At 56.5% G+C, this 18,072-nt stretch carries 18 protein-coding genes; 10 read left to right on the top strand and 8 right to left on the bottom strand.

Annotated features, from left to right (window positions below; all coding sequences use genetic code 11):
• Positions 1-148: 148 nt before the first annotated feature.
• From ACIQWP_RS29875 to dnaK, 5 genes are all read right to left on the bottom strand, one after another.
• A complete protein-coding gene (locus ACIQWP_RS29875) occupies positions 149-2,191 on the bottom strand; it encodes a cache domain-containing protein (protein WP_402795605.1) in 2,043 nt (680 codons plus the stop codon).
• Entirely contained in the window at positions 2,184-3,497 is a 1,314-nt protein-coding gene (locus ACIQWP_RS29870; RefSeq protein ID WP_402795632.1) for a sigma-54-dependent transcriptional regulator, read from the bottom strand. Before ACIQWP_RS29870 ends, ACIQWP_RS29875 begins: the two co-directional genes overlap by 8 nt.
• 177 nt (positions 3,498-3,674) lie before the next feature.
• Entirely contained in the window at positions 3,675-3,956 is a 282-nt protein-coding gene (locus tag ACIQWP_RS29865) for a chaperone modulator CbpM (RefSeq protein WP_402795602.1), read from the bottom strand.
• Positions 3,953-4,855, bottom strand: coding sequence for a DnaJ C-terminal domain-containing protein (locus tag ACIQWP_RS29860; protein WP_402795600.1), 903 nt, complete (start codon positions 4,853-4,855; stop codon positions 3,953-3,955). Before ACIQWP_RS29860 ends, ACIQWP_RS29865 begins: the two co-directional genes overlap by 4 nt.
• Before the next feature lie 229 nt (positions 4,856-5,084).
• On the bottom strand, positions 5,085-6,983 hold the full coding sequence (gene dnaK / locus ACIQWP_RS29855) for a molecular chaperone DnaK (protein WP_402795597.1): 1,899 nt from the start codon (positions 6,981-6,983) through the stop codon (positions 5,085-5,087).
• Positions 6,984-7,669: 686 nt separating this feature from the next.
• On the opposite strand from dnaK, the gene ACIQWP_RS29850 reads away from it, so the two are divergent.
• The 4 genes from ACIQWP_RS29850 to grpE all read left to right on the top strand — a co-directional run bounded on the left by ACIQWP_RS29850 (position 7,670) and on the right by grpE (position 10,449).
• Complete coding sequence (locus ACIQWP_RS29850; RefSeq protein WP_092714340.1) at positions 7,670-7,864, top strand: hypothetical protein; 195 nt, start codon at positions 7,670-7,672, stop codon at positions 7,862-7,864.
• An 85-nt stretch (positions 7,865-7,949) separates the two neighbouring features.
• Positions 7,950-8,921: a cation diffusion facilitator family transporter gene (locus tag ACIQWP_RS29845; protein ID WP_402795629.1), complete on the top strand. Its 972-nt coding sequence runs from the start codon at positions 7,950-7,952 to the stop codon at positions 8,919-8,921.
• A 258-nt stretch (positions 8,922-9,179) separates the two neighbouring features.
• Positions 9,180-9,746, top strand: a complete 567-nt coding sequence (locus ACIQWP_RS29840; RefSeq protein ID WP_402795592.1) for an HdeD family acid-resistance protein — start codon at positions 9,180-9,182, stop codon at positions 9,744-9,746.
• Between the two features lie 73 nt (positions 9,747-9,819).
• Positions 9,820-10,449: a nucleotide exchange factor GrpE gene (grpE, locus tag ACIQWP_RS29835; protein ID WP_402795589.1), complete on the top strand. Its 630-nt coding sequence runs from the start codon at positions 9,820-9,822 to the stop codon at positions 10,447-10,449.
• Positions 10,450-10,900: 451 nt separating this feature from the next.
• Here grpE and ACIQWP_RS29830 read toward each other — a convergent pair whose 3' ends face one another.
• From ACIQWP_RS29830 to ACIQWP_RS29820, 3 genes are all read right to left on the bottom strand, one after another.
• Positions 10,901-11,212, bottom strand: a complete 312-nt coding sequence (locus tag ACIQWP_RS29830) for a type II toxin-antitoxin system RelE/ParE family toxin (RefSeq protein ID WP_402795587.1) — start codon at positions 11,210-11,212, stop codon at positions 10,901-10,903.
• Complete coding sequence (locus ACIQWP_RS29825; RefSeq protein WP_402795584.1) at positions 11,209-11,460, bottom strand: antitoxin; 252 nt, start codon at positions 11,458-11,460, stop codon at positions 11,209-11,211. Before ACIQWP_RS29825 ends, ACIQWP_RS29830 begins: the two co-directional genes overlap by 4 nt.
• A gap of 335 nt (positions 11,461-11,795) precedes the next feature.
• On the bottom strand, positions 11,796-12,725 hold the full coding sequence (locus ACIQWP_RS29820; protein ID WP_402795581.1) for a LysR family transcriptional regulator: 930 nt from the start codon (positions 12,723-12,725) through the stop codon (positions 11,796-11,798).
• Between the two features lie 138 nt (positions 12,726-12,863).
• On the opposite strand from ACIQWP_RS29820, the gene ACIQWP_RS29815 reads away from it, so the two are divergent.
• Genes ACIQWP_RS29815 through ACIQWP_RS29790 form a run of 6 tightly spaced genes read left to right on the top strand, consistent with a single transcriptional unit; the run spans position 12,864 to position 18,018 of the window.
• Entirely contained in the window at positions 12,864-13,736 is an 873-nt protein-coding gene (locus tag ACIQWP_RS29815) for an ABC transporter ATP-binding protein (RefSeq protein ID WP_402795580.1), read from the top strand.
• Positions 13,726-14,538 carry an ABC transporter permease gene (locus tag ACIQWP_RS29810; protein WP_402795577.1) on the top strand — a complete coding sequence of 271 codons (813 nt, stop codon included), beginning with the start codon at positions 13,726-13,728 and terminating at the stop codon, positions 14,536-14,538. Before ACIQWP_RS29815 ends, ACIQWP_RS29810 begins: the two co-directional genes overlap by 11 nt.
• Before the next feature lie 30 nt (positions 14,539-14,568).
• Positions 14,569-15,540 carry an ABC transporter substrate-binding protein gene (locus ACIQWP_RS29805; RefSeq protein ID WP_402795574.1) on the top strand — a complete coding sequence of 324 codons (972 nt, stop codon included), beginning with the start codon at positions 14,569-14,571 and terminating at the stop codon, positions 15,538-15,540.
• Positions 15,541-15,562: 22 nt separating this feature from the next.
• A complete protein-coding gene (locus ACIQWP_RS29800; RefSeq protein WP_402795572.1) occupies positions 15,563-16,396 on the top strand; it encodes a nucleoside phosphorylase in 834 nt (277 codons plus the stop codon).
• Positions 16,393-17,400 carry a nucleoside hydrolase gene (locus ACIQWP_RS29795; RefSeq protein ID WP_402795570.1) on the top strand — a complete coding sequence of 336 codons (1,008 nt, stop codon included), beginning with the start codon at positions 16,393-16,395 and terminating at the stop codon, positions 17,398-17,400. Before ACIQWP_RS29800 ends, ACIQWP_RS29795 begins: the two co-directional genes overlap by 4 nt.
• Positions 17,401-17,412: 12 nt before the next feature.
• Positions 17,413-18,018, top strand: coding sequence for a deaminase (locus ACIQWP_RS29790; RefSeq protein ID WP_402795567.1), 606 nt, complete (start codon positions 17,413-17,415; stop codon positions 18,016-18,018).
• The last annotated feature ends 54 nt before the right edge of the window (positions 18,019-18,072 follow it).

The raw sequence follows: 18,072 nt of genomic DNA, 5'->3' as shown, positions 1-18,072 counted from the left end.
CCGTCCAATCGCTGTCCGTCACACAGCCTGATTGGCGGGCCGCGAAACGACGCCGCAACAATCGTGCCAGTTGTTGTTTTCAAGCATTTCCAATGGTTCGCAGTGGGGAACGGCACCGGTTGTGGACAAACTGTCATCGGATAAAGGACTATTTGTCTCCGGCAGGATTGCCCCAGGCTGCTTCCGGAAGCCAGACCGTGAAGGTCGTTCCTTCGCCGGGTTTGCTGGAGACCGCAATCGTGCCGCCCTGGCGCGTCACAAGCATCTGGCAGATGGAAAGGCCCAAACCTGTGCCTTCGCGGCGCTTGGTCGTAAAAAATGCGTCGAAAATTCTCTTGACGACATCCGGTTCCATGCCGCTGCCGGTGTCCGAGACTTCGATCGTTATCCCCGGTGTTCGATCCACCTCTGAATCGAATGTGCGAAGAGCCAGCTTACCGCCTTGAGGCATGGCATGGAACGCATTGACGATCAGATTGATCAACACCTGCTGAAGTTCGGTGCGGGGCATTGCAATGAGCCGGGACGCAATGTCCTCCCGCTCTATCGCGATGGTGGTTTTCTTCAGAAGGTGCCGCACGAGCGGCAAGGTGTCGGTGATGACATCGGCAGGATTATACCGCTCCAGAACCCCCGCATATTCCTGGGGCTTCGAAAACTTGAGGAGATTGGTGACCATCTCGCTGATGCGGATGAGTTGCTGGTCGATCAGCTTGAACTCGCCTCTGGCATTGTCAGCCTCATCTCCGACAATGCTCTGAATGACTTCGAGATTGCCCTGGATCACGGCAATGGGATTGTTGATCTCATGGGCGACGCCGGCGGTAATTTCACCGATCGCTGCAAGTTTTTCCGACATGATCAACTGCTTGGTTGTCGTCTCGAGCTGCTCGTTCGCCATCTGCAGCGCGCGGGCCCGCTCCTCGACACGCTGATTGAGTTCCGTATTCCATAGCCGCAATTCCGCATCGCGCTCCTGAACCTGGTCGAGCAATCGGTCCAATTCCGATGCGACCTGGCCGATTTCGTCTCCCATTTTCGGAAGGCCGGTTCGCGCCGTAAGGTCGCCCGTTTCGACGGCACTGATCGTCCGGGTCATGCGCTCCAGTGGTCGGAAGATGTTGGTCGCCCAGACAAGAAACAGGGGTACGGTCGCGGCGACCGCCACGCCGAAAGCGATGACGATAGCGATCAGCGTTTCTCTTTTCGCATCGGTAAATGGCTTCTGTAGGAAACCGACATAAAGCATTCCCACGCGACGATTGTAGGTATCCAGCAACGGTTGATAGGCCGAGATATACCAGTCATTGACGACGAAGGCCTGCTCTCTCCAGGTCTTCCCATATTTGAGCACCGCTTCGCCCACCTCCGGCGAAACGCGGGTTCCGATTGCGCGTCTTCCCTCGAAAAGATCCACATTCGTGCTGATCCGGACATCCGACAGGAACACGGTTGCGGTCCCGCGGCTGTCCACGGGCAGGCTGGCTTCGTTGTAAATCAATCTGTTGATGGTATCGATAAACGAGGTGTTCTTGTTCAGAAGTACCCCGGCAACCAATGCGCCACGCTTCCCATTCGCCCAGGTCGCCTCAGTGGCGGAATGAAGAACAAGACCTCGGCTTTCCTGTTGAATAGCGGAATCGGAACCCGGTTGCACAAGCGCGATCCGCGCTCGCTCGACAAGCTCTGGTGTCAGCGCGGAGAGTTCATTCTGGTCGAAGACATCGAAACCGGCAGAGGACTTTCCGTCAAGAGCCGCCTTGACGACAGGCCAGTCCCAACGAGGTAGCGCGCTGGCAAGCGGACGGCTGCTGGCGACGACATTGCCTGCACCATCGATAAGATAAAGGAAATCCAGTCCGCGATCGCTGGCTGTCTCTTTCAGGAAGGCATCGAGATCACCGGTAGAGACATGTCCGCCAAGGGTGAGATCCCGAAAGCGTGCGGATTGGCTGACCGCAGCAAGACGCTCTTCAGTCACCGCCAGCATTCTATCGATGTAAAAACGGGCAATCGTCAGGTCATCATTGACCTTCGATATCGCGAGCGCGTCAAATCGCTCGTTCCAGCGATAGATCGTAATGCCTAGCAATATGGGCAGGATGACAAGCATCGGCACGAGTGCGATTGCCAGAAGGCGATAACGAACCGATGCCTTGCGGTTTGAAATCTCGCTCGTTCCCTCACCCATTCCAGCTTACACATTTCCGGTCGATCGTCTTGCGAGAAATCCCGAGCCGTCGAGCGGCCTCCTCACGATCGCCGCCAACCTCTCTCAGCACAGCCAGAATATGACGCTTTTCGATTTCCGCCAAGCTCTGCCCACCGGCTCGTGCGGGGACCAAATGAGACCTTTCCGCCTCCTCGGGAAAGCTCCCGAGGATGACCGCCCTCTCGATGAAATTTCGTAGCTCTCTTATGTTGCCGGGCCAATCATATCTCAAAAGATAGGATCGAACATGTTCATCGATCTCCACTGCCGGCATACCGACCTGCTGTGCGACTTCGCGCATGAACAGCCCTGCCAGTTCCAAAACGTCGCTGCCCCGGTCCTTCAACGGCGGCAGTTGAATCTGGACGACGTTAATGCGGAAATAAAGGTCCGCTCGGAAGGTCCCTGCTGCAACCCGGCTCTCGAGATCGGCATTCGTCGCAAAGATAAACCTGGCGTCGAACGGCAACTCCCGCTCCGAACCGATCGGCCGAACACGCCGATCTTCCAGCACCCGCAGCAGCTTGCTCTGAAGCAAATACGGCATCTCGGCGATTTCGTCGAGGAAGATCGTGCCGCCTTGCGCATGCAGGAACAGGCCCTCGCGCGTGCGGTTGGCGCCGGTAAACGCCCCCTTCAGGTGGCCGAACAGTTCGCTCTCTATCATGTCAGCCGGGATTGCCCCGCAATTGATCGGTACGAACAGCTTGTCGGCTCGATCTGAAAGAGAGTGTATGGAGCGTGCGGCCACTTCCTTGCCGGTCCCAGACGGTCCAGTCAGCAGGACAGATGTCGAGATCGGAGCAACACGGGCAATCATCGCCCGTACTTTCTCGATGGCAGGCGATTGCCCAATAATATTGTTTCGAAGATAGATCTGATGGGCCGAAGAATTCAGTTGATGCCGTAAAATGTCATTTTCGCGCTGCAACCGGCTGCGATCGAGACAACGAGCAATCGAATTTAGCAGCTGGTTCGATCTGAAAGGCTTCAGAACGAAATCGACCACGCCGACGCGAACCGCATTTATCGCCGTGTCGAGATCGGCATAGGCCGTCATGAGGATGACATCCGCGAAGAAACCGGCGGCGCGCTGTTCCGCCAGCCAGTCGAGACCGTTCATATTCGGCATGATGTTGTCGAGGATCACAACATCGAAATGCTGCTGATCGAGCTTGCGGGACGCCTCGGCCGCATTCGCAGCCTCATCAATAATCTTGCAGCGAGGACCAAGGGTCTTGAGAAGGAAATTTCTCATGCCTGGCTCGTCATCGACGACGAGAATCGAAGCTTGAGCGAGCCACGGTCCGAACTCGGGATTCTTGACGCGTTCCGATATATCGTTGGACTCTTGCTCAGACATCACCGTCACTCCTGGATGCTATTGTATCGACGATTGCGCATTGCCATGCCACTAAAGCATCTCGCTCTGGAGGGGCTGTCAACTGTTTCGATCCACGCCTCAGGGTAGTGTATCCTTCAGATTAGATTGCAACTGTTCAAAAGCACGCCGCATGCCGTGCAGCTGATCGAGCAGATGCAGGATGACGTCGACCCCGGCATCGTTCGCACCGACCTTTTCCGTTAGGTCGCGAATGAGATGCACCCGGGCGATATCGGCATCCGAGAAACCCGGCCCGGAAGGTGTGTCCTGCGGAATGACCCATTCCTGCTCGATCCATAGTTCCAGTGTTTTCACCTTGAGACCCGACTGAGTGAGGAACTCCTTCTTTGTGACGATCATGATCTGTCCTCGCGTGGGTTGAAGTCTCTTCCGGTCGTCCAGTTCGACACGAAGGTCTCAAGCTCTGGATCAGTGTGCTTGGGTAGGACAATCTTGAGCTTGACGAACTCGTCGCCGTGTCCTCCTCCCCGCTGTGGAGCACCCTTGCCGCGAAGGCGCAGCGTTGTACCCGTGTTCGATCCTTTTGGTATCGACATGGACACGTCACCGGTGGGTGTCGGCACTCGTATCTTTCCACCAAGCACGGCCTCGTTGAGAGAAATCGGCAATTCTATCGATATGTTGTCGCCGTCGCGCTCGAAGCGGGGATCGGCCAGAACCTCGACCTGAATGAGAGCGTCGCCAGGCCCGCCCTTCCCCACACCGGGAGCGCCTTTGCCCTTGAGACGAAGGATCTTGCCGTCGACGAGGCCAGCCGGAATGGTGACATTAAGGGTGCCTCCGCCCGGAAGCGTCAAACGCTTGCTGGCACCGGTGATCGATTCAACGAAGGATATGGGCAGCGTGTAATGCAAATCTTCACCGCGGCGATTTGCCCGGCTGCGTTGACCACGCCTTAGCAGTTCCGCGAAGGCATCGTCGGAATCCATAAAGTCCGCAAACCCGGATGTATCCATATAGGGGTGACCGTCATCAGAATGCGCGAAATCCCTGTAATAATGATGTTGCGGCCGTTCCGCACCGGTCTCATCGATCTCACCGGTATCGAAGCGCTTCCGCTTGTCTGCATCACCGACAAGATCATAGGCGGCGGCAACCTCTTTGAACTTGTCTTCCGCAGATTTATCGCCGGGGTTCAGGTCGGGATGCAGCTTTTTTGCAAGCTTGCGATATGCGGACTGAATATCCGATGCGGAGGCGGTGGGACTGACCCCAAGAACCTCATAAGGATTTTTCACGTCTTACTCCGGATATAGTTGAGTTGAGCAATTATCGAGCAGGAGGCGTCTCGGACGTCCGAGCCCTTTCCGCGACGCGGGACAACGAATAAAGAAGGGGCCGGCCATTGATCCCCGCGGAAAAAGTACGGCAAGTCCAGCCGGACGCAGCACCCTATGGCTGGACTTTTGCCGTGATCATGCAAGGGCGATCGGGGGGACGGATTGCCAAAGCTCCGCCCCTTCAATCTCAATTCGCTTTTTTCTGGTCGTCGTCGAGCTCGGTGAATTCAGCATCGACGACATCATCATTCCCCGACGCCGGTGAAGCGGTTTCAGGCTGCTGAGGTTGCGAATAGACGGCTTCAGCCAGTTTCATGCTCGCCTGCTGAAGCGCATTGACCTTTGCTGTGATCGCGTCGCCATCATTGCCTTTCAACGCTTCGCGGAGGTTCGACACGGCGTCTTCAATTGCCCGCCGATCGGCATCCCCCAGCTTTGCGCCGTGCTCGGCCAAGGTTTTCTCCGTTTCGTGAATCAGAGCGTCACCAGCGTTTTTGGCTTCGATGGTCTCCCTGCGCTTCTTGTCCTCGGTGGCATGGGTCTCGGCATCCTTGACCATTCTTTCGATATCGGCCTCGGAAAGACCACCCGAAGCCTGGATCTGGATGCGCTGTTCCTTGCCGGTCCCCTTATCCTTGGCTGAGACGTTGACGATACCGTTGGCGTCGATGTCGAACGTGACCTCGATCTGCGGAGTGCCGCGCGGCGCCGGCGGGATTCCCATCAGATCGAACTGGCCGAGCAGCTTGTTGTCTGCCGCCAGTTCGCGCTCGCCCTGGAAGACGCGGATCGTGACTGCGTTCTGGTTGTCCTCAGCCGTCGAGAAAGTCTGGCTTTTGCGCGCAGGGACGGTCGTGTTTCGTTCAATAAGGCGCGTAAAGACGCCGCCCAGGGTCTCCAGTCCGAGCGAAAGAGGCGTCACGTCGAGAAGCAGGACATCCTTGACGTCGCCCTGCAATACACCCGCCTGGATCGCGGCGCCGACGGCGACCACCTCATCGGGATTCACGCCCTTATGAGGCTCCTTGCCGAAGATCTTTTCGACGACCTCCTGGATTTTCGGCATTCTGGTCATGCCGCCGACCAGTACGACCTCGCTCACTTCCTTCGCCGTCAGGCCAGCGTCCTTCAAGGCGCTGAGGCATGGTTCGATTGTCCGCTGCACCAGATCTTCAACCAGGGATTCAAACTTGGCGCGCGTAATCTTGACCTGCAGATGCTTCGGTCCGGTGGCGTCGGCGGTGATGAAAGGAAGGTTGATTTCGGTCTGTGTCGTTGTCGAAAGTTCAATCTTCGCCTTTTCGGCAGCTTCTTTCAGACGCTGCAGGGCAAGCTTGTCGGTCTTCAGGTCGATGCCCTGCTCCTTCTTGAACTCCGAGCAGAGGTATTCGACAAGACGCATGTCGAAGTCCTCGCCACCAAGGAACGTGTCGCCATTGGTCGACTTCACCTCGAAGACGCCATCACCGATATCGAGGATCGAAATGTCGAAGGTGCCACCGCCAAGGTCATAGACGGCGATCTTAGCTTGCTTCTTCTTTTCAAGCCCATATGCCAGCGCTGCGGCTGTCGGCTCGTTGATGATACGCAGGACCTCAAGCCCCGCGATCTTGCCCGCATCCTTAGTGGCCTGCCGTTGCGCATCATTGAAATAGGCAGGAACCGTGATGACCGCCTGTGTCACCTTCTCGCCGAGATTTGCTTCGGCAGTTTCCTTCATTTTCTGCAGGATGAAGGCGGAAATCTGGGACGGTGAATAGGTCTTGCCTTCCGCTTCGACCCAGGCGTCACCATTGCCCGCCTTGACGATCTTATAAGGGACGAGGCCCTTATCCTTTTCGACCGTCGGGTCATCGTAACGACGGCCGATGAGACGCTTCACCGCGAAGATTGTGTTTGTGGGGTTGGTGACGGCTTGTCTGCGTGCCGGCTGCCCAACCAGGCGTTCACCGTCGCTGGTAAACGCAACGATGGAGGGCGTTGTTCGCGCACCTTCGGAGTTCTCGATAATTCGCGTGTTCTTGCCGTCCATCACGGCAACGCAGGAGTTAGTCGTACCCAGATCGATTCCGATAACTTTACTCACCGTATTACTCCTCTGTTTCCTTCGCGGATTGATGTTCGCGCCCCGCACAGCCGTCCGTCCGGGATCACCCCTTTGCCAGCTCGCACATGCCGTGATCCTTCAAGGAGCAACGGCGGTCATCCGGATTGGACCCCGCCGCCGTGACGATATTGGGCGACGAGCTGGTATTGCCGAAGGGAAGAGCAACAGCCGTGCCAGTTTTTGATATTCATGAATATCAATCGCTTAGAGGCGATTTGTCGAATTTCTCAGACAGGATGTCCCGCGACGATCGGACAAAATGTCCGGCGCCACGCCGGATTTTTCATAGAAGGCTCTGTCAAAGCTGACAGATATGCCGTTGCATCGACTAGCCCTGCAGCAGCGTCTTGCAGTCGCGGCAAATATACCATGCATACATTGAATTGGAAAAGAGATCCGCTTCCGACCCGATACTCCAGACGAGCAGGAATGGATCTTGCAAACGTGCTCCCCGGAGTGGACATTTTGTCCAAAACCCCACCGACATAATGTCGGAAGTCAAATGCATCATAGCAATAGACGATTGATTATGCTGATCTTTTAGAACTGGCACGACCGTTGCTTCAATGTCGTTGCAACTATTACGCTGCCCTTTGCCAATGGCAAGCTTCGGCCCGGCAGCAGATTTGCATAGGTTTTGAATTGGGCTGCAGAGGAGATTGATCGTGCAAGAATATGATCTTTACATCAACGAAAAAAAGCCTGCCATCGGTCTCTACGTGCGTACCGGAGCAAGTCTCCCAGACTTCGCCGACCCAAAGGAATGGATTTTTGACGGCACCGACGCAGCAGATCTCCTGCCGCCGAGTGTTATCGAAGGGGTGGCCACGGCCGGACATGCATTCCGTGACATGGATTAATGCCATTCGATCGGTCGATGTGATTTTGCCGGCGTCAACTTTTTCATAGGAGACGGCGGTGTCCACAGCGATTTCCGATCCGCGCATACAGGGACGGCATTCCGCTCGAACGGCCGTCTATGCAGCGTTGGCCGGTAACATCGCCGTCGCAATAACGAAGCTCGCTGCAGCTACCATCACCGGCAGCGCGGCAATGTTCAGTGAGGCTGTCCATTCAGTCGTCGACTGCGGCAACGAAGGCCTCATTCTCTACGGGTACCGTCGTGCCGTTCGAAGGCCAGACCTCGTCCATCCCCTCGGCTTCGGCCGTGAACTCTATTTCTGGAGTTTCATTGTCGCATTGCTGCTGTTTGCATTAGGCGCGGGCGTATCGATCTACCAAGGCATACGGCATGTGCTGGCTCCTCATCCTGTCGAAGACACGCAGATCAGCTATATCGTTCTCACTCTTTCCTTCATGTTCGAGAGCGCGTCCTGGGTTGTCGGCTGGCGGGCCTTTGCAAAGGCGCGTGGCAGCTTGGGTTTCTGGAAAGCATTCCGCCAAAGCAAGGATCCGCCCTCATTCATGGTGCTGTTCGAAGACAGCGCTGCCCTGATCGGCATTGCCATTGCCATGATCGGGATTGCCGCGGCCGAAAAGCTTCAAATGCCGGTGCTGGATGGAGTAGCATCGATTCTGATCGGCATTGTTCTCGCGATAACGGCGATTCTTTTGGCGGCCGAGAGCAAAAGCTTGCTCATAGGAGAACGGGCAACCCCTGCCCTTGTCGAGGCCATTTGCAACATTGCACAGGAACAGCATGGCGTGGTGCACGCAAACAGCGCACTAACGGCACAACTCGCTCCCGATCAGGCGATGGTGGCACTGAGTATTGAATTCGACCCTACCTTATTCACCGAGCAGATTGAGGAATGCGTGGCTTTGATCGAGGAAAAGATCCGCTCAGCACATCCCGAGGTCGTTGCTTTGTTCGTCAAACCGCAGACGCTCGAGCAATTCGAAAGAGCTCGTAGGAAACGGTTCGGCAATTATCTGTTTTCAACGGCACCGCCATGAAGGTGAGATGCCCGGGTCAGCCATCTCCTTCGCCACCGAGAGCTTTTTCCCACTTGCTTATCTGACATGTTGTCCCGGCAGGTTTGGACAATATGTCTATTTCCCTCTTCGCTTCTAAAGCAAGGTACTGTTTTTACGCGTCATTCCAACTGGCACATTCATTGCGTCCATCCAATATGAGCTTGGAACGGCGCCGCTCACCAACCTCAAAGCCGGATTTGAAATCCTTGCCGCCCGCTCGGGCAAAGGAGGCCGCAGATGACGTCGATCAGCGTGATTCCCGCTCGGCGGGAGACATTCGCCAATGCACACGGGAAGTGGGGATGGTTTCTCCTCCTCGGTGTCGCTTTTATCGCCCTCGGTGCTATTGCTGCAGGCAACCTATTCTATGCGACGATCGCCGCCGTCTTTTATGTCGGCATCCTTATGACCATGGCTGGAACATTGCAGGTTCTGCACGCCTTCAGCGTCAGGACCTGGGGTGGTTTCTTGCTCTGGCTCGTCAGCGGCTTATTCTATGCGATAGCCGGTGTAACCGCCCTCGCCAATCCAGCGCTCGCGTCGGTGATCCTCACACTATTGCTTGCGGTGTTGACCCTGTCTGCCGGTGTGCTCCGACTGCTCATTGGCGTTCGCGCCCGGTCGACGAAGGGCTGGGGCTGGATCATCGCATCCGGTGCGGTGACGGCTCTTGCAGGATTGATTTTCCTGATCGGGTGGCCGGTCAACAGCATCTGGCTCCTTGGCTTGCTTTTGACGATCGACCTGATGTTCCAGGGCATGACGCTCATCGGCTTTGCCTGCTGGCTCGGAACAATTCCATGAGTTCTCCCATCATTAGATTCGAGGCGCGGTTTCGTTCCCAGCCTCCAGTGATAAACCCTGACAGGAGATCGAGATGAGCGACGAGAAACGGCAACCTCACGAAAGATCGACAAAGTCCGCGAAGGACCCACATTCGCCAAACGAACCTGTAGAAGGAAATAATAGCCACGAGTCGGTTTGTACCGACGAGCTTCTCTCTGAAACGGCCCTATCTGAAAAACTGAAGAGCCTGGAGGCAGATAATAAAAGCCTTCAAGATCGCCTGCTTCGTGCTTTGGCCGAGACGGAAAATGTGCGCCGACGAGCTGAACGCGATGTAAACGATGCACGGCAATATGCTGTTACCCAATTCGCCCGCGACATGACAAAAGTGGCCGACTACCTCGAGCGGGCAGTCAGCAGCATTCCAGAAGCCATTCGGCCTCAAGAAGGGCCTGTAAAAAGGTTCATAGAAGGTGTCGAACTCACCGAGAAGGAGCTGTTGCGCACGCTGGAAAAGCACGGTGTCACCAAGCTCGATCCGACTGGCGAGGCGTTTGATCCGAATTTTCACGAAGCAATGTTCGAGACAGAAGATCCAAGTGTCCCTCATGGCACTGTCACGATGGTGGCTGAACCTGGCTACGCCATAGGAACCCGTCCCCTCAAACCAGCAAAAGTCGCGGTGTCACGTGGCGGCCCGCCACGCGGGTCTCGAAACTGATTGTCCGTCGACCGCGTCTATGCCGCGCCGCACGAAAAACACCAACCAAGACGCCGAGCCCTCTTCGGTTTGAGCAGGACTGAACAATGACATTGGTAACAGAATTGCTCCAATACGTTTTCCTGGTCTTCGCCGCCGTGTTGATCCTTGCGGGGACGCATGCCGCCTTGACGAAGAAGGCGCGATGACCGAGGCAAGCGCTTCCAAATTGCGAGCGCCCCTCCTGGACTTTGCGCCAAGAAGCCTGCAAGGAGCGTTTGCAGCTGTGGCTAGTGAGGCACTGGGTTGACGCCTGTTAGACCCGAAGGCAGCCGCTGCCCATCGACAATGTCAACACAGCCGAAATACCCTTTCGCCTTGAACGGATCAGAACTGGCGATCCCGCTTCTAACCACGCGATAACAATGACCTATGGACCTGGCGCTCAGGCAATCTCGCCTTCGTCGAAAGATCATTCGTTTAGACGGCCTGCCAAACGCTGCATGAGATCCATTCGTTCATGAAAAATCGCCACGATCAGGGCGGGCGCATCCTCGCGAAGCAGACAAAAGACGTAGTGATGTTCGCACCGCGCCATTCGTAACGCCGGATGAAGCTCGCTCACATCCTTGAAAGGACCTTTGCCCTCAGCCAGATTTACGATACCTCGCTCCAAAGCTGAGACGTAGCGGCGTACTTGGGCAGCACCCCATTGCGCACGTGTGTAGCGGACTACCGAACGTAGATCCGATTCCGCCTCTGCGGTAAGAATGTAGGCCCTCAAGCACGGTCCTCGGCAATCTCCTCGTCGAGGATCTCACCTACGGTTTTGATCGACAATTTTCCGGCGAGCCCGTCATTGATGCGCGTTTTCATCAACGTCTTCAACTCCTCCCAGGCTCGCTCTCCATCTGTGTCACCGGGAAAGAGGCGCTCGAGCGCGTACTGCTTGATTGTCTTGCCCTGCAAAGCAGCGAGCGCCTTCAGGCTTTGATGTTGCTGGTCCGTTATGTCGATCGTCAATCGGCTCATCTGACGTGCTCCTGAACTTAGAAAACCCCCATTAACACATATGTGGGTATGTGGCCACCGCCGCGATGCTCCTGATCTTCCCGATGTCGCTTAACACTTCTGATTTTTGCGTGTCTTGAGCGAAGTGGGATTTTCGCTCCGACCGGACGGATCTCTGCTATCCTATCTCAACAAATACCGATCGGCCTATGCCGCTCTTGATGGGATCAGAACCGGTGACCCCGTTGTTCTATCCGGGCGATAACCACAATTTACTGAATTTACGCTCAGTCATGGTCACAGCTTGAATAGGCCCCTCGATAGTCCAGCGCCGGCACGCAAAGATTTCACAATTGTCAGATCCATGAACCCTGACGATTGGCGCGCAAATACTCGCTCAGCTCGCCCTTCACGATTTCTATGAATTCCATCATGTAGACGGGTTGCACACGGCCGCGTGGTATCAGGAGTGAGATCTGCGCCGGCTCCATGATGCTAGGGCCCAGCGGTATCCATGCAAGCTTGCCTTCGGAGACCTCCTTTTCCACGCCGAGCAACGAGAGGAAAGCGATACCCAGGCCGGCGCGAACGAGCGCCTTTAGAATACCGGGCCGCTCAGCTCGAGCGACGATACGGCCAGGAGCCTGCTCTCCTTCGAAAATATGCTTCAAACCGCTATGCCGGAGCCAGTCATCGCCAGGCGCAATGAGCGCCCACTCGGCAATATCGGCCCGTGTCGCTAATTCCTTTCGGGATAACGGATGATCTGGGGCGGTGATAATCCCGATCGGATCGATGATCGAATAGGCTCTTTCGGCGCGGACATGGTCGCTGACATCGTAGGCGAGCACGAGATCCGCCTCCTTTGCCAGAAGTTCGTTGGTAATGCGCTGGTTGTCGCCTGAGATCAGCGTGTAATTCACGTGCGGGAAGGCGGCCTGCAGCTTCATCATTGCGTTCGGCAACAGGTCCTCGGTGAAGGTCTCCGCAGCGGCGATGCGGATCGTGCCTCGCACACCGCCGCTGAGGCTGCCAATTTCCTGCTTCACCAGTGCCACCTCCCTGCTCCAGCGACGGATGTAGCTCAGAAGAACACCCCCAGCTGCCGTCGGACGAATACCACGCGGCAGCCGCTCGAACAGTTCAACACCGATCTCCTGCTCGAGTTGAAGAAGCTGGCGGTTCATCGCTGAGGACGCGACGTTCAGACTTTCGGCCGCCTTTCGAATGGAGCCATGCCGGATCGCGGCATCGAAATGAATAAGCGACGTCTTGAGAAGCGCCATGCCAGCCTCCAAGTGAGCGAATTATTCGAGCAGAGAGCATCAATAAATCTGCTAGTGCAAGGCCATCCGACAGCCATATCATCGATATTACCGAAGAGAAGCCGATAAGGCATCTTCAGCGATGCCACAAAATGGGCAGTGGATCATTTCAGGACAATCGCAACACAGGGGATTGAAATGCTGATCAAACCCGTGAGGGAGGTTTTTTCCTCGATTGAACAGACGGTATCAGACATATCCCCATTGCGTGCCGCGATCGAGATCAGAAATGTGTTCATGTCCTTTCCCGGAAAGCGGGCAACCGTCGAGGCACTGGTCGACATCAATTTGGACATCCCTGAAAATCGCTTCATATCGATAATCGGTCGCAGTGGCTGCGGCAAGTCGACCTTGCTTCGGATCATCAGCAATCTCCTTCCGCCAACGAAGGGTGATGTCCGCGTTCACGGCCTTTCCTCGGTCGAGTACCAGCACCGCAAGAAATTCGGCTTCGTGTTTCAGGATGCCAGCCTCTTCGCCTGGAAGACGGTTTTCCAGAATGTAGAACTTCCTCTGGCCATTCTTGGCGCCGGATCTCCGGCTGAGCGCCGGGACAAGGTTCTTGATCTCCTTAATCTCGTCCATCTGGATGCATTTGCCGATCATTATCCAGCTCAACTCTCCGGCGGCATGCGACAACGCGTGTCGATTGCACGCGCTTTGTCCTACGAGCCAGACATTCTGCTGATGGACGAGCCGTTCGGCGCGCTTGATGACCTGACGCGCAAGGAGATGCATGACGAATTGATCCGCATCTGGAACGCACGGGGTTTGACGGTCGTATTCGTCACGCATTCACTCAGCGAGGCGCTGTACCTTTCCGATCAGATCGTCGTCATGGCTCCCCGCCCCGGCCGGGTAAAATCGATTGTTTCCGTTCTCAATCCACGCGTCAGCGATCCCGCGTTGCGCGCCAGTCCAGAGTATGTGTCTCAAATGCGGGATCTGGAGGCATTGATCCATGAGCAATGATTCCGTCGCACGCACCACGCAAATCGCCGCCGCACGCGTTGTTTCCAGCATCATCGACCTCGCGCCCGCCATCGGACTGTTCGTTGCAATCGGGATCTTCTGGGAGGTCGCGGTCAGGGTCTTCTCCGTTCCGACCTATCTCCTTCCATCTCCGAGCGCCATCGGCGTGAAAATCTGGCAAGCACGTGACATGCTTTTGCAAAATCTCGTCTGGACTATGGTTGCCGCGGTTCTCGGCTTCATCATCGGCACGGCATTCGCGGTTTCGCTGGCTGTGCTCTTCCTTTATTCCAGAGCCGCCGAACAGGCGCTTTTTCCGTGGGCGATCACGTTGAAAGCAATCCCCATCCTTGCCATCGCTCCACTTCTCACCATCTGGCTCGGTTTCGGTTTACAGCCCAAAGTGGCGATCGCCGCAATTGCCTGCTTTTTCCCGACACTGGTCAACGCGGTAAAGGGATTGCGCACCGTCGATCGGCAAAGCCTGGAATTTCTTTCGGTCATCGGCGCGACAAAGGCGCAAGTCTTTCGTCATGCGCGGTTCTACGCCGCCCTTCCCTATATTTTCGCGGCCGCCAAGGTAAGCTCGAGTACCGCCGTTATCGGTGCCATCGTGGCGGAATTCACCGGCGCCAATTTCGGGATCGGCACGGTCATCGTCACGGCCGGTTACCAGCAGGATGCCGCCATGCTGTTTTCGGCGATCGTTGCGTCATCCGTCGCAACCATCCTCATGTTTTACCTGGTGGTCGTCGTCGAAAAAATCAGTCTGTTCTGGCCCGAAGCCAGCATGGACGCCTGAACCATTCACAACCTGTTCGGAGACTTTGCAATGAGATCATGTGCACATGCCCTTTTTGCTGCCCTGATGCTGGCTCCCGTCGTTGTTTCGGCGCCAGCTCTTGCGGCCGACAAGGTCTCGCTTCGCTTGCCGTGGCTCCTCAATGTGCAGTCCGCCGGTTACGTGATGGCCCGCGAAAAAGGCTTCTACGCGGATGCCGACCTGGACGTGGATATCATGCCTGGCGGCCCCAACCTGAATTCGACGGCTCTGGTGGCTTCCGGCGCGAACACATTCGGAACGAGCGATGTCGGGCAGATTCTGCTGGGCGATGCTAATGGCATGAACCTCGTCATGGTCGCGGCATGCTTTCAGCGCCATCCAGCCGGAGTGGTCTCGCTGGAGAAAAGCGGTATCAAGAAACCCGCCGATCTAATCGGCAAGACACTCGCTTACAATGAAGGCGGTCCATGGGCACTGACCAAGGCGATGCTCGCCAAGGCGGGAGTGCCACTCGAAAAGATCAAACTGGTCGTGTCGCCGAGCGACCAGCTCCTGGTCAACGGTTCTGTCGACGCCAAGACCGGCTTCGTCATCAATGAGGCCGTCGCCCTCGACCTGCAGGGGCACAAGACATCGACGCTGCTGCCGTCCGATTTTGGTGTCAGCACCTACGCCGAGGTGATCTTTGCGGCCCGCAAGACAGTCGATGGTAACCCGGATTTGGTCAAGCGTTTCGTAGCCGCGACACAGAGGGGCTATGACTATGCCTACGCCCACAAGGACGAGACCGTAAGGACCGTCGTCGGCCTCAACAGCCAGCTCGATTCGGTCCAGCAGACCAGACAGATGGCGCTGCAGGAAAGCTTTGTCTACACCGATTTCTCGCGCGCCAAGGGCACTTGCGCCTTCGACGGCGCAGTGATCGGAGAGACCGAAAAGACACTTCGGGAATTCGGCGATCTGAAGACCGCGGTCGATGTTGCGAAGACCTATTCGACCGAATTCATCCCCGCGAAATGATCGTGCACATGAGGAGGAAATCATGACGATCCAGCACACTCCCATTCATCCCGGCGGCCTACAGATGCACCTGAAGATCAGGCCGGGCGATGTTTCCCGCTACGTCCTCACCCCTGGCGATCCCGGCCGTGTGCCGGTCGTCGGAAGCTCCTGGGATTCGTATGCAGAGGTCGCCTATTTCCGTGAATACCGGACGGCGCGCGGGACGCTCGATGGCGTAGACATCACGGCCTGCTCCCATGGCGTTGGCGGCCCTTCGACGGACATCGCCGTAGTGGAACTATCGAATTGCGGCGCCGATACCTTCATTCGCGTCGGCTCCTGTGCGGCCCTTCAGCCTGAGATCGAGCCCGGCGACCTGGTAATTTCCACTGGCGCGCTACGCCTATCGGGCACGGTCGACGCCTATGTCGACAGGTCCTATCCGGCGGTCGCCGACCATGAAGTGTTGATGGCATTGGTCCAGGCAGCCGAAGACATGGGCGAACGCTATCATCTTGGCCTTGCGGCCAGCGTCGACAGCTTCTACGCCGGCGAGGTCAATCCGATGCCTGGCGGTTTCCGCCAGTCAAAAATGGACCATGTCATCGATGACCTCCAGCAGGCCAAGGTCGCAAATTTCGAAATGGAAGCAGCGACCATATTCACGCTGGCACAATTGTTCGGGTTTCGCGGCGGGATGATATGCTCTGTCGGTGCCAACCGCATCACGCGCAAACGCGAGGATTCCGCCGATTCGATAAAAAGGTGTTGTGCAGTTGCCAGCCGCGCGGTGGTTATTCTCGCTGGCTGGGATGCGAAGAAAGCCGAAGCAGGCAAGAAGCACTTCTTCCCGACGCTCCTGGCGAAAGCATGACGACGATGCGGAACCCGGAAACCCTTACACGGAACAGATCGCTCAAGGTCATTTTCGATACGGACCCTGGCGTCGATGATGCGACAGCGCTTCTGTTCCTTAACGCTTATCCCCGTGTCACGCTCCTTGGCGTTACCACCGTCTTCGGCAATGCCGACATCGATACGGTCACACGCAACGCTCTTTATCTCAAAAAGCGTTTCGCCATTCCGGCACCGGTCGCGCGCGGCGCCGGCATCTCGCTTGCCGGCGAGACAAGCCTGCCGCCGGCTCATATCCATGGCCAGAACGGCATTGGAGACATTGTACTGGATGAGTCCCACCTCCCAGGGCTGGACCCGCGACCAGCGCACAGATTCATCATCGACACGGTGCGGGAAAATCTAGGTGAAGTCACGCTCCTGGCCGTCGGCCGATTGACAAATCTTGCGCTTGCCCTGAGAGAGGCGCCCGACATCGCCACCCTCGTCAAGGACGTCGTCATCATGGGCGGGGCTTTTTCGCTCCGCGGGCACAATGGCAACGTAACGCCGGTGGCCGAAGCAAACATCATCGGCGATCCTCTTGCGGCCGATGAAGTGTTCGGTGCGGCATGGCCTGTTACCGCGATTGGCCTCGATGTCACCCGACAGGTTGTGATGGGACCGGCAGAGCTCAATCGCCTGGCAGCGCATGGTGGCGAGGCAGGCCGCTTTATTGTCGAAATATCCAAGGGATACCGCGCATTCCATGCGCAGTTCGGAATAGACGGCTACTACGTTCACGATGCTACCGCCGCCGTCTACGTGATCGATCCATCCTTGTTCAAGGTGCGATCAGGGCCGATCCGCGTCGCAACGGAAGGAGTTGCGGTCGGGCAGACGATTCAACGCGACTGGGGAACCCTTTATCCACCTGGCGAATGGGATATGGCGCCCGATCAGAAAGTTGCTGTCAGCGTAGACGCCAATCGCGTGCTTGGCATGCTGCTTGGAACGCATATTCCCTGCCTTCTGGCATCGTGAGGGATGACAAGCATGGCTGTTCCGAGAGATGAAAACCTGCTTTTGAATGCACTTCTGGCCGCACTTGAGGACCATATACTGCCTCTGACACAGCAGGGCGTGTCGCGCGGCAACAAGATCTTCGGCGCCGCCTTGTTGCGAAAAGACGACTATTCCGTCGTCCTGGCAGAAACGAACAATGAGATGGAAAGTCCATTGTGGCATGGCGAGATCCATGCTCTCAAGCAGTTTTCCGAACTGCCCGCGGCAGAAAGACCCTCTCCGAAAGACCTGATCTTTCTGTCCACGCACGAACCTTGTCCCATGTGCCTTTCGGCGATCACCTGGGCGGGGTTCGACAACTTCTATTCATTCTTCACACATGAAGATTCCCGCGACGCCTTCAGCATCCCTCACGACTTGAAGATCCTGAAGGAAGTTTTTGGACTGGCCCCTGGACAATACCGGCGCCAAAACGCCTTTTGGGATAGCCGGTTCATTCGCGACATGATCGCCGTTTCAGACGAACCGATGCGTTCACATTTCGAAGAGCGCGCGTCCGTGATAGCCGACAGATACGCTTCATTGTCAGTGCTCTACCAACAGGGCAAGCATCAAAACGCCATACCGCTGAACTGACGCACGGGCTGCGCCTTTCTGCGCACAAAAGCAAATTCACGGGCGGATTCCCGG

Source organism: Rhizobium sp. NPDC090279 (assembly GCF_044769665.1).
In the GTDB taxonomy this organism is placed as follows: Bacteria; Pseudomonadota; Alphaproteobacteria; order Rhizobiales; family Rhizobiaceae; genus Rhizobium.
This window is presented reverse-complemented; position numbering and strand designations above follow the sequence as displayed.

Bases quoted from the DNA above. Each gene is read 5' to 3' on its own strand.
- ACIQWP_RS29875 (WP_402795605.1), bottom strand. From the start codon at position 2,191: ATGGGTGAGGGAACGAGCGAGATTTCAAACCGCAAGGCATCGGTTCGT.
- ACIQWP_RS29865 (WP_402795602.1), bottom strand. From the start codon at position 3,956: ATGATCGTCACAAAGAAGGAGTTCCTCACTCAGTCGGGTCTCAAGGTG.
- ACIQWP_RS29840 (WP_402795592.1), top strand. From the start codon at position 9,180: ATGACGTCGATCAGCGTGATTCCCGCTCGGCGGGAGACATTCGCCAAT.
- grpE (WP_402795589.1), top strand. From the start codon at position 9,820: ATGAGCGACGAGAAACGGCAACCTCACGAAAGATCGACAAAGTCCGCG.
- ACIQWP_RS29825 (WP_402795584.1), bottom strand. From the start codon at position 11,460: ATGAGCCGATTGACGATCGACATAACGGACCAGCAACATCAAAGCCTG.
- ACIQWP_RS29820 (WP_402795581.1), bottom strand. From the start codon at position 12,725: ATGGCGCTTCTCAAGACGTCGCTTATTCATTTCGATGCCGCGATCCGG.
- ACIQWP_RS29810 (WP_402795577.1), top strand. From the start codon at position 13,726: ATGAGCAATGATTCCGTCGCACGCACCACGCAAATCGCCGCCGCACGC.
- ACIQWP_RS29805 (WP_402795574.1), top strand. From the start codon at position 14,569: ATGAGATCATGTGCACATGCCCTTTTTGCTGCCCTGATGCTGGCTCCC.
- ACIQWP_RS29800 (WP_402795572.1), top strand. From the start codon at position 15,563: ATGACGATCCAGCACACTCCCATTCATCCCGGCGGCCTACAGATGCAC.
- ACIQWP_RS29795 (WP_402795570.1), top strand. From the start codon at position 16,393: ATGACGACGATGCGGAACCCGGAAACCCTTACACGGAACAGATCGCTC.
- ACIQWP_RS29790 (WP_402795567.1), top strand. From the start codon at position 17,413: ATGGCTGTTCCGAGAGATGAAAACCTGCTTTTGAATGCACTTCTGGCC.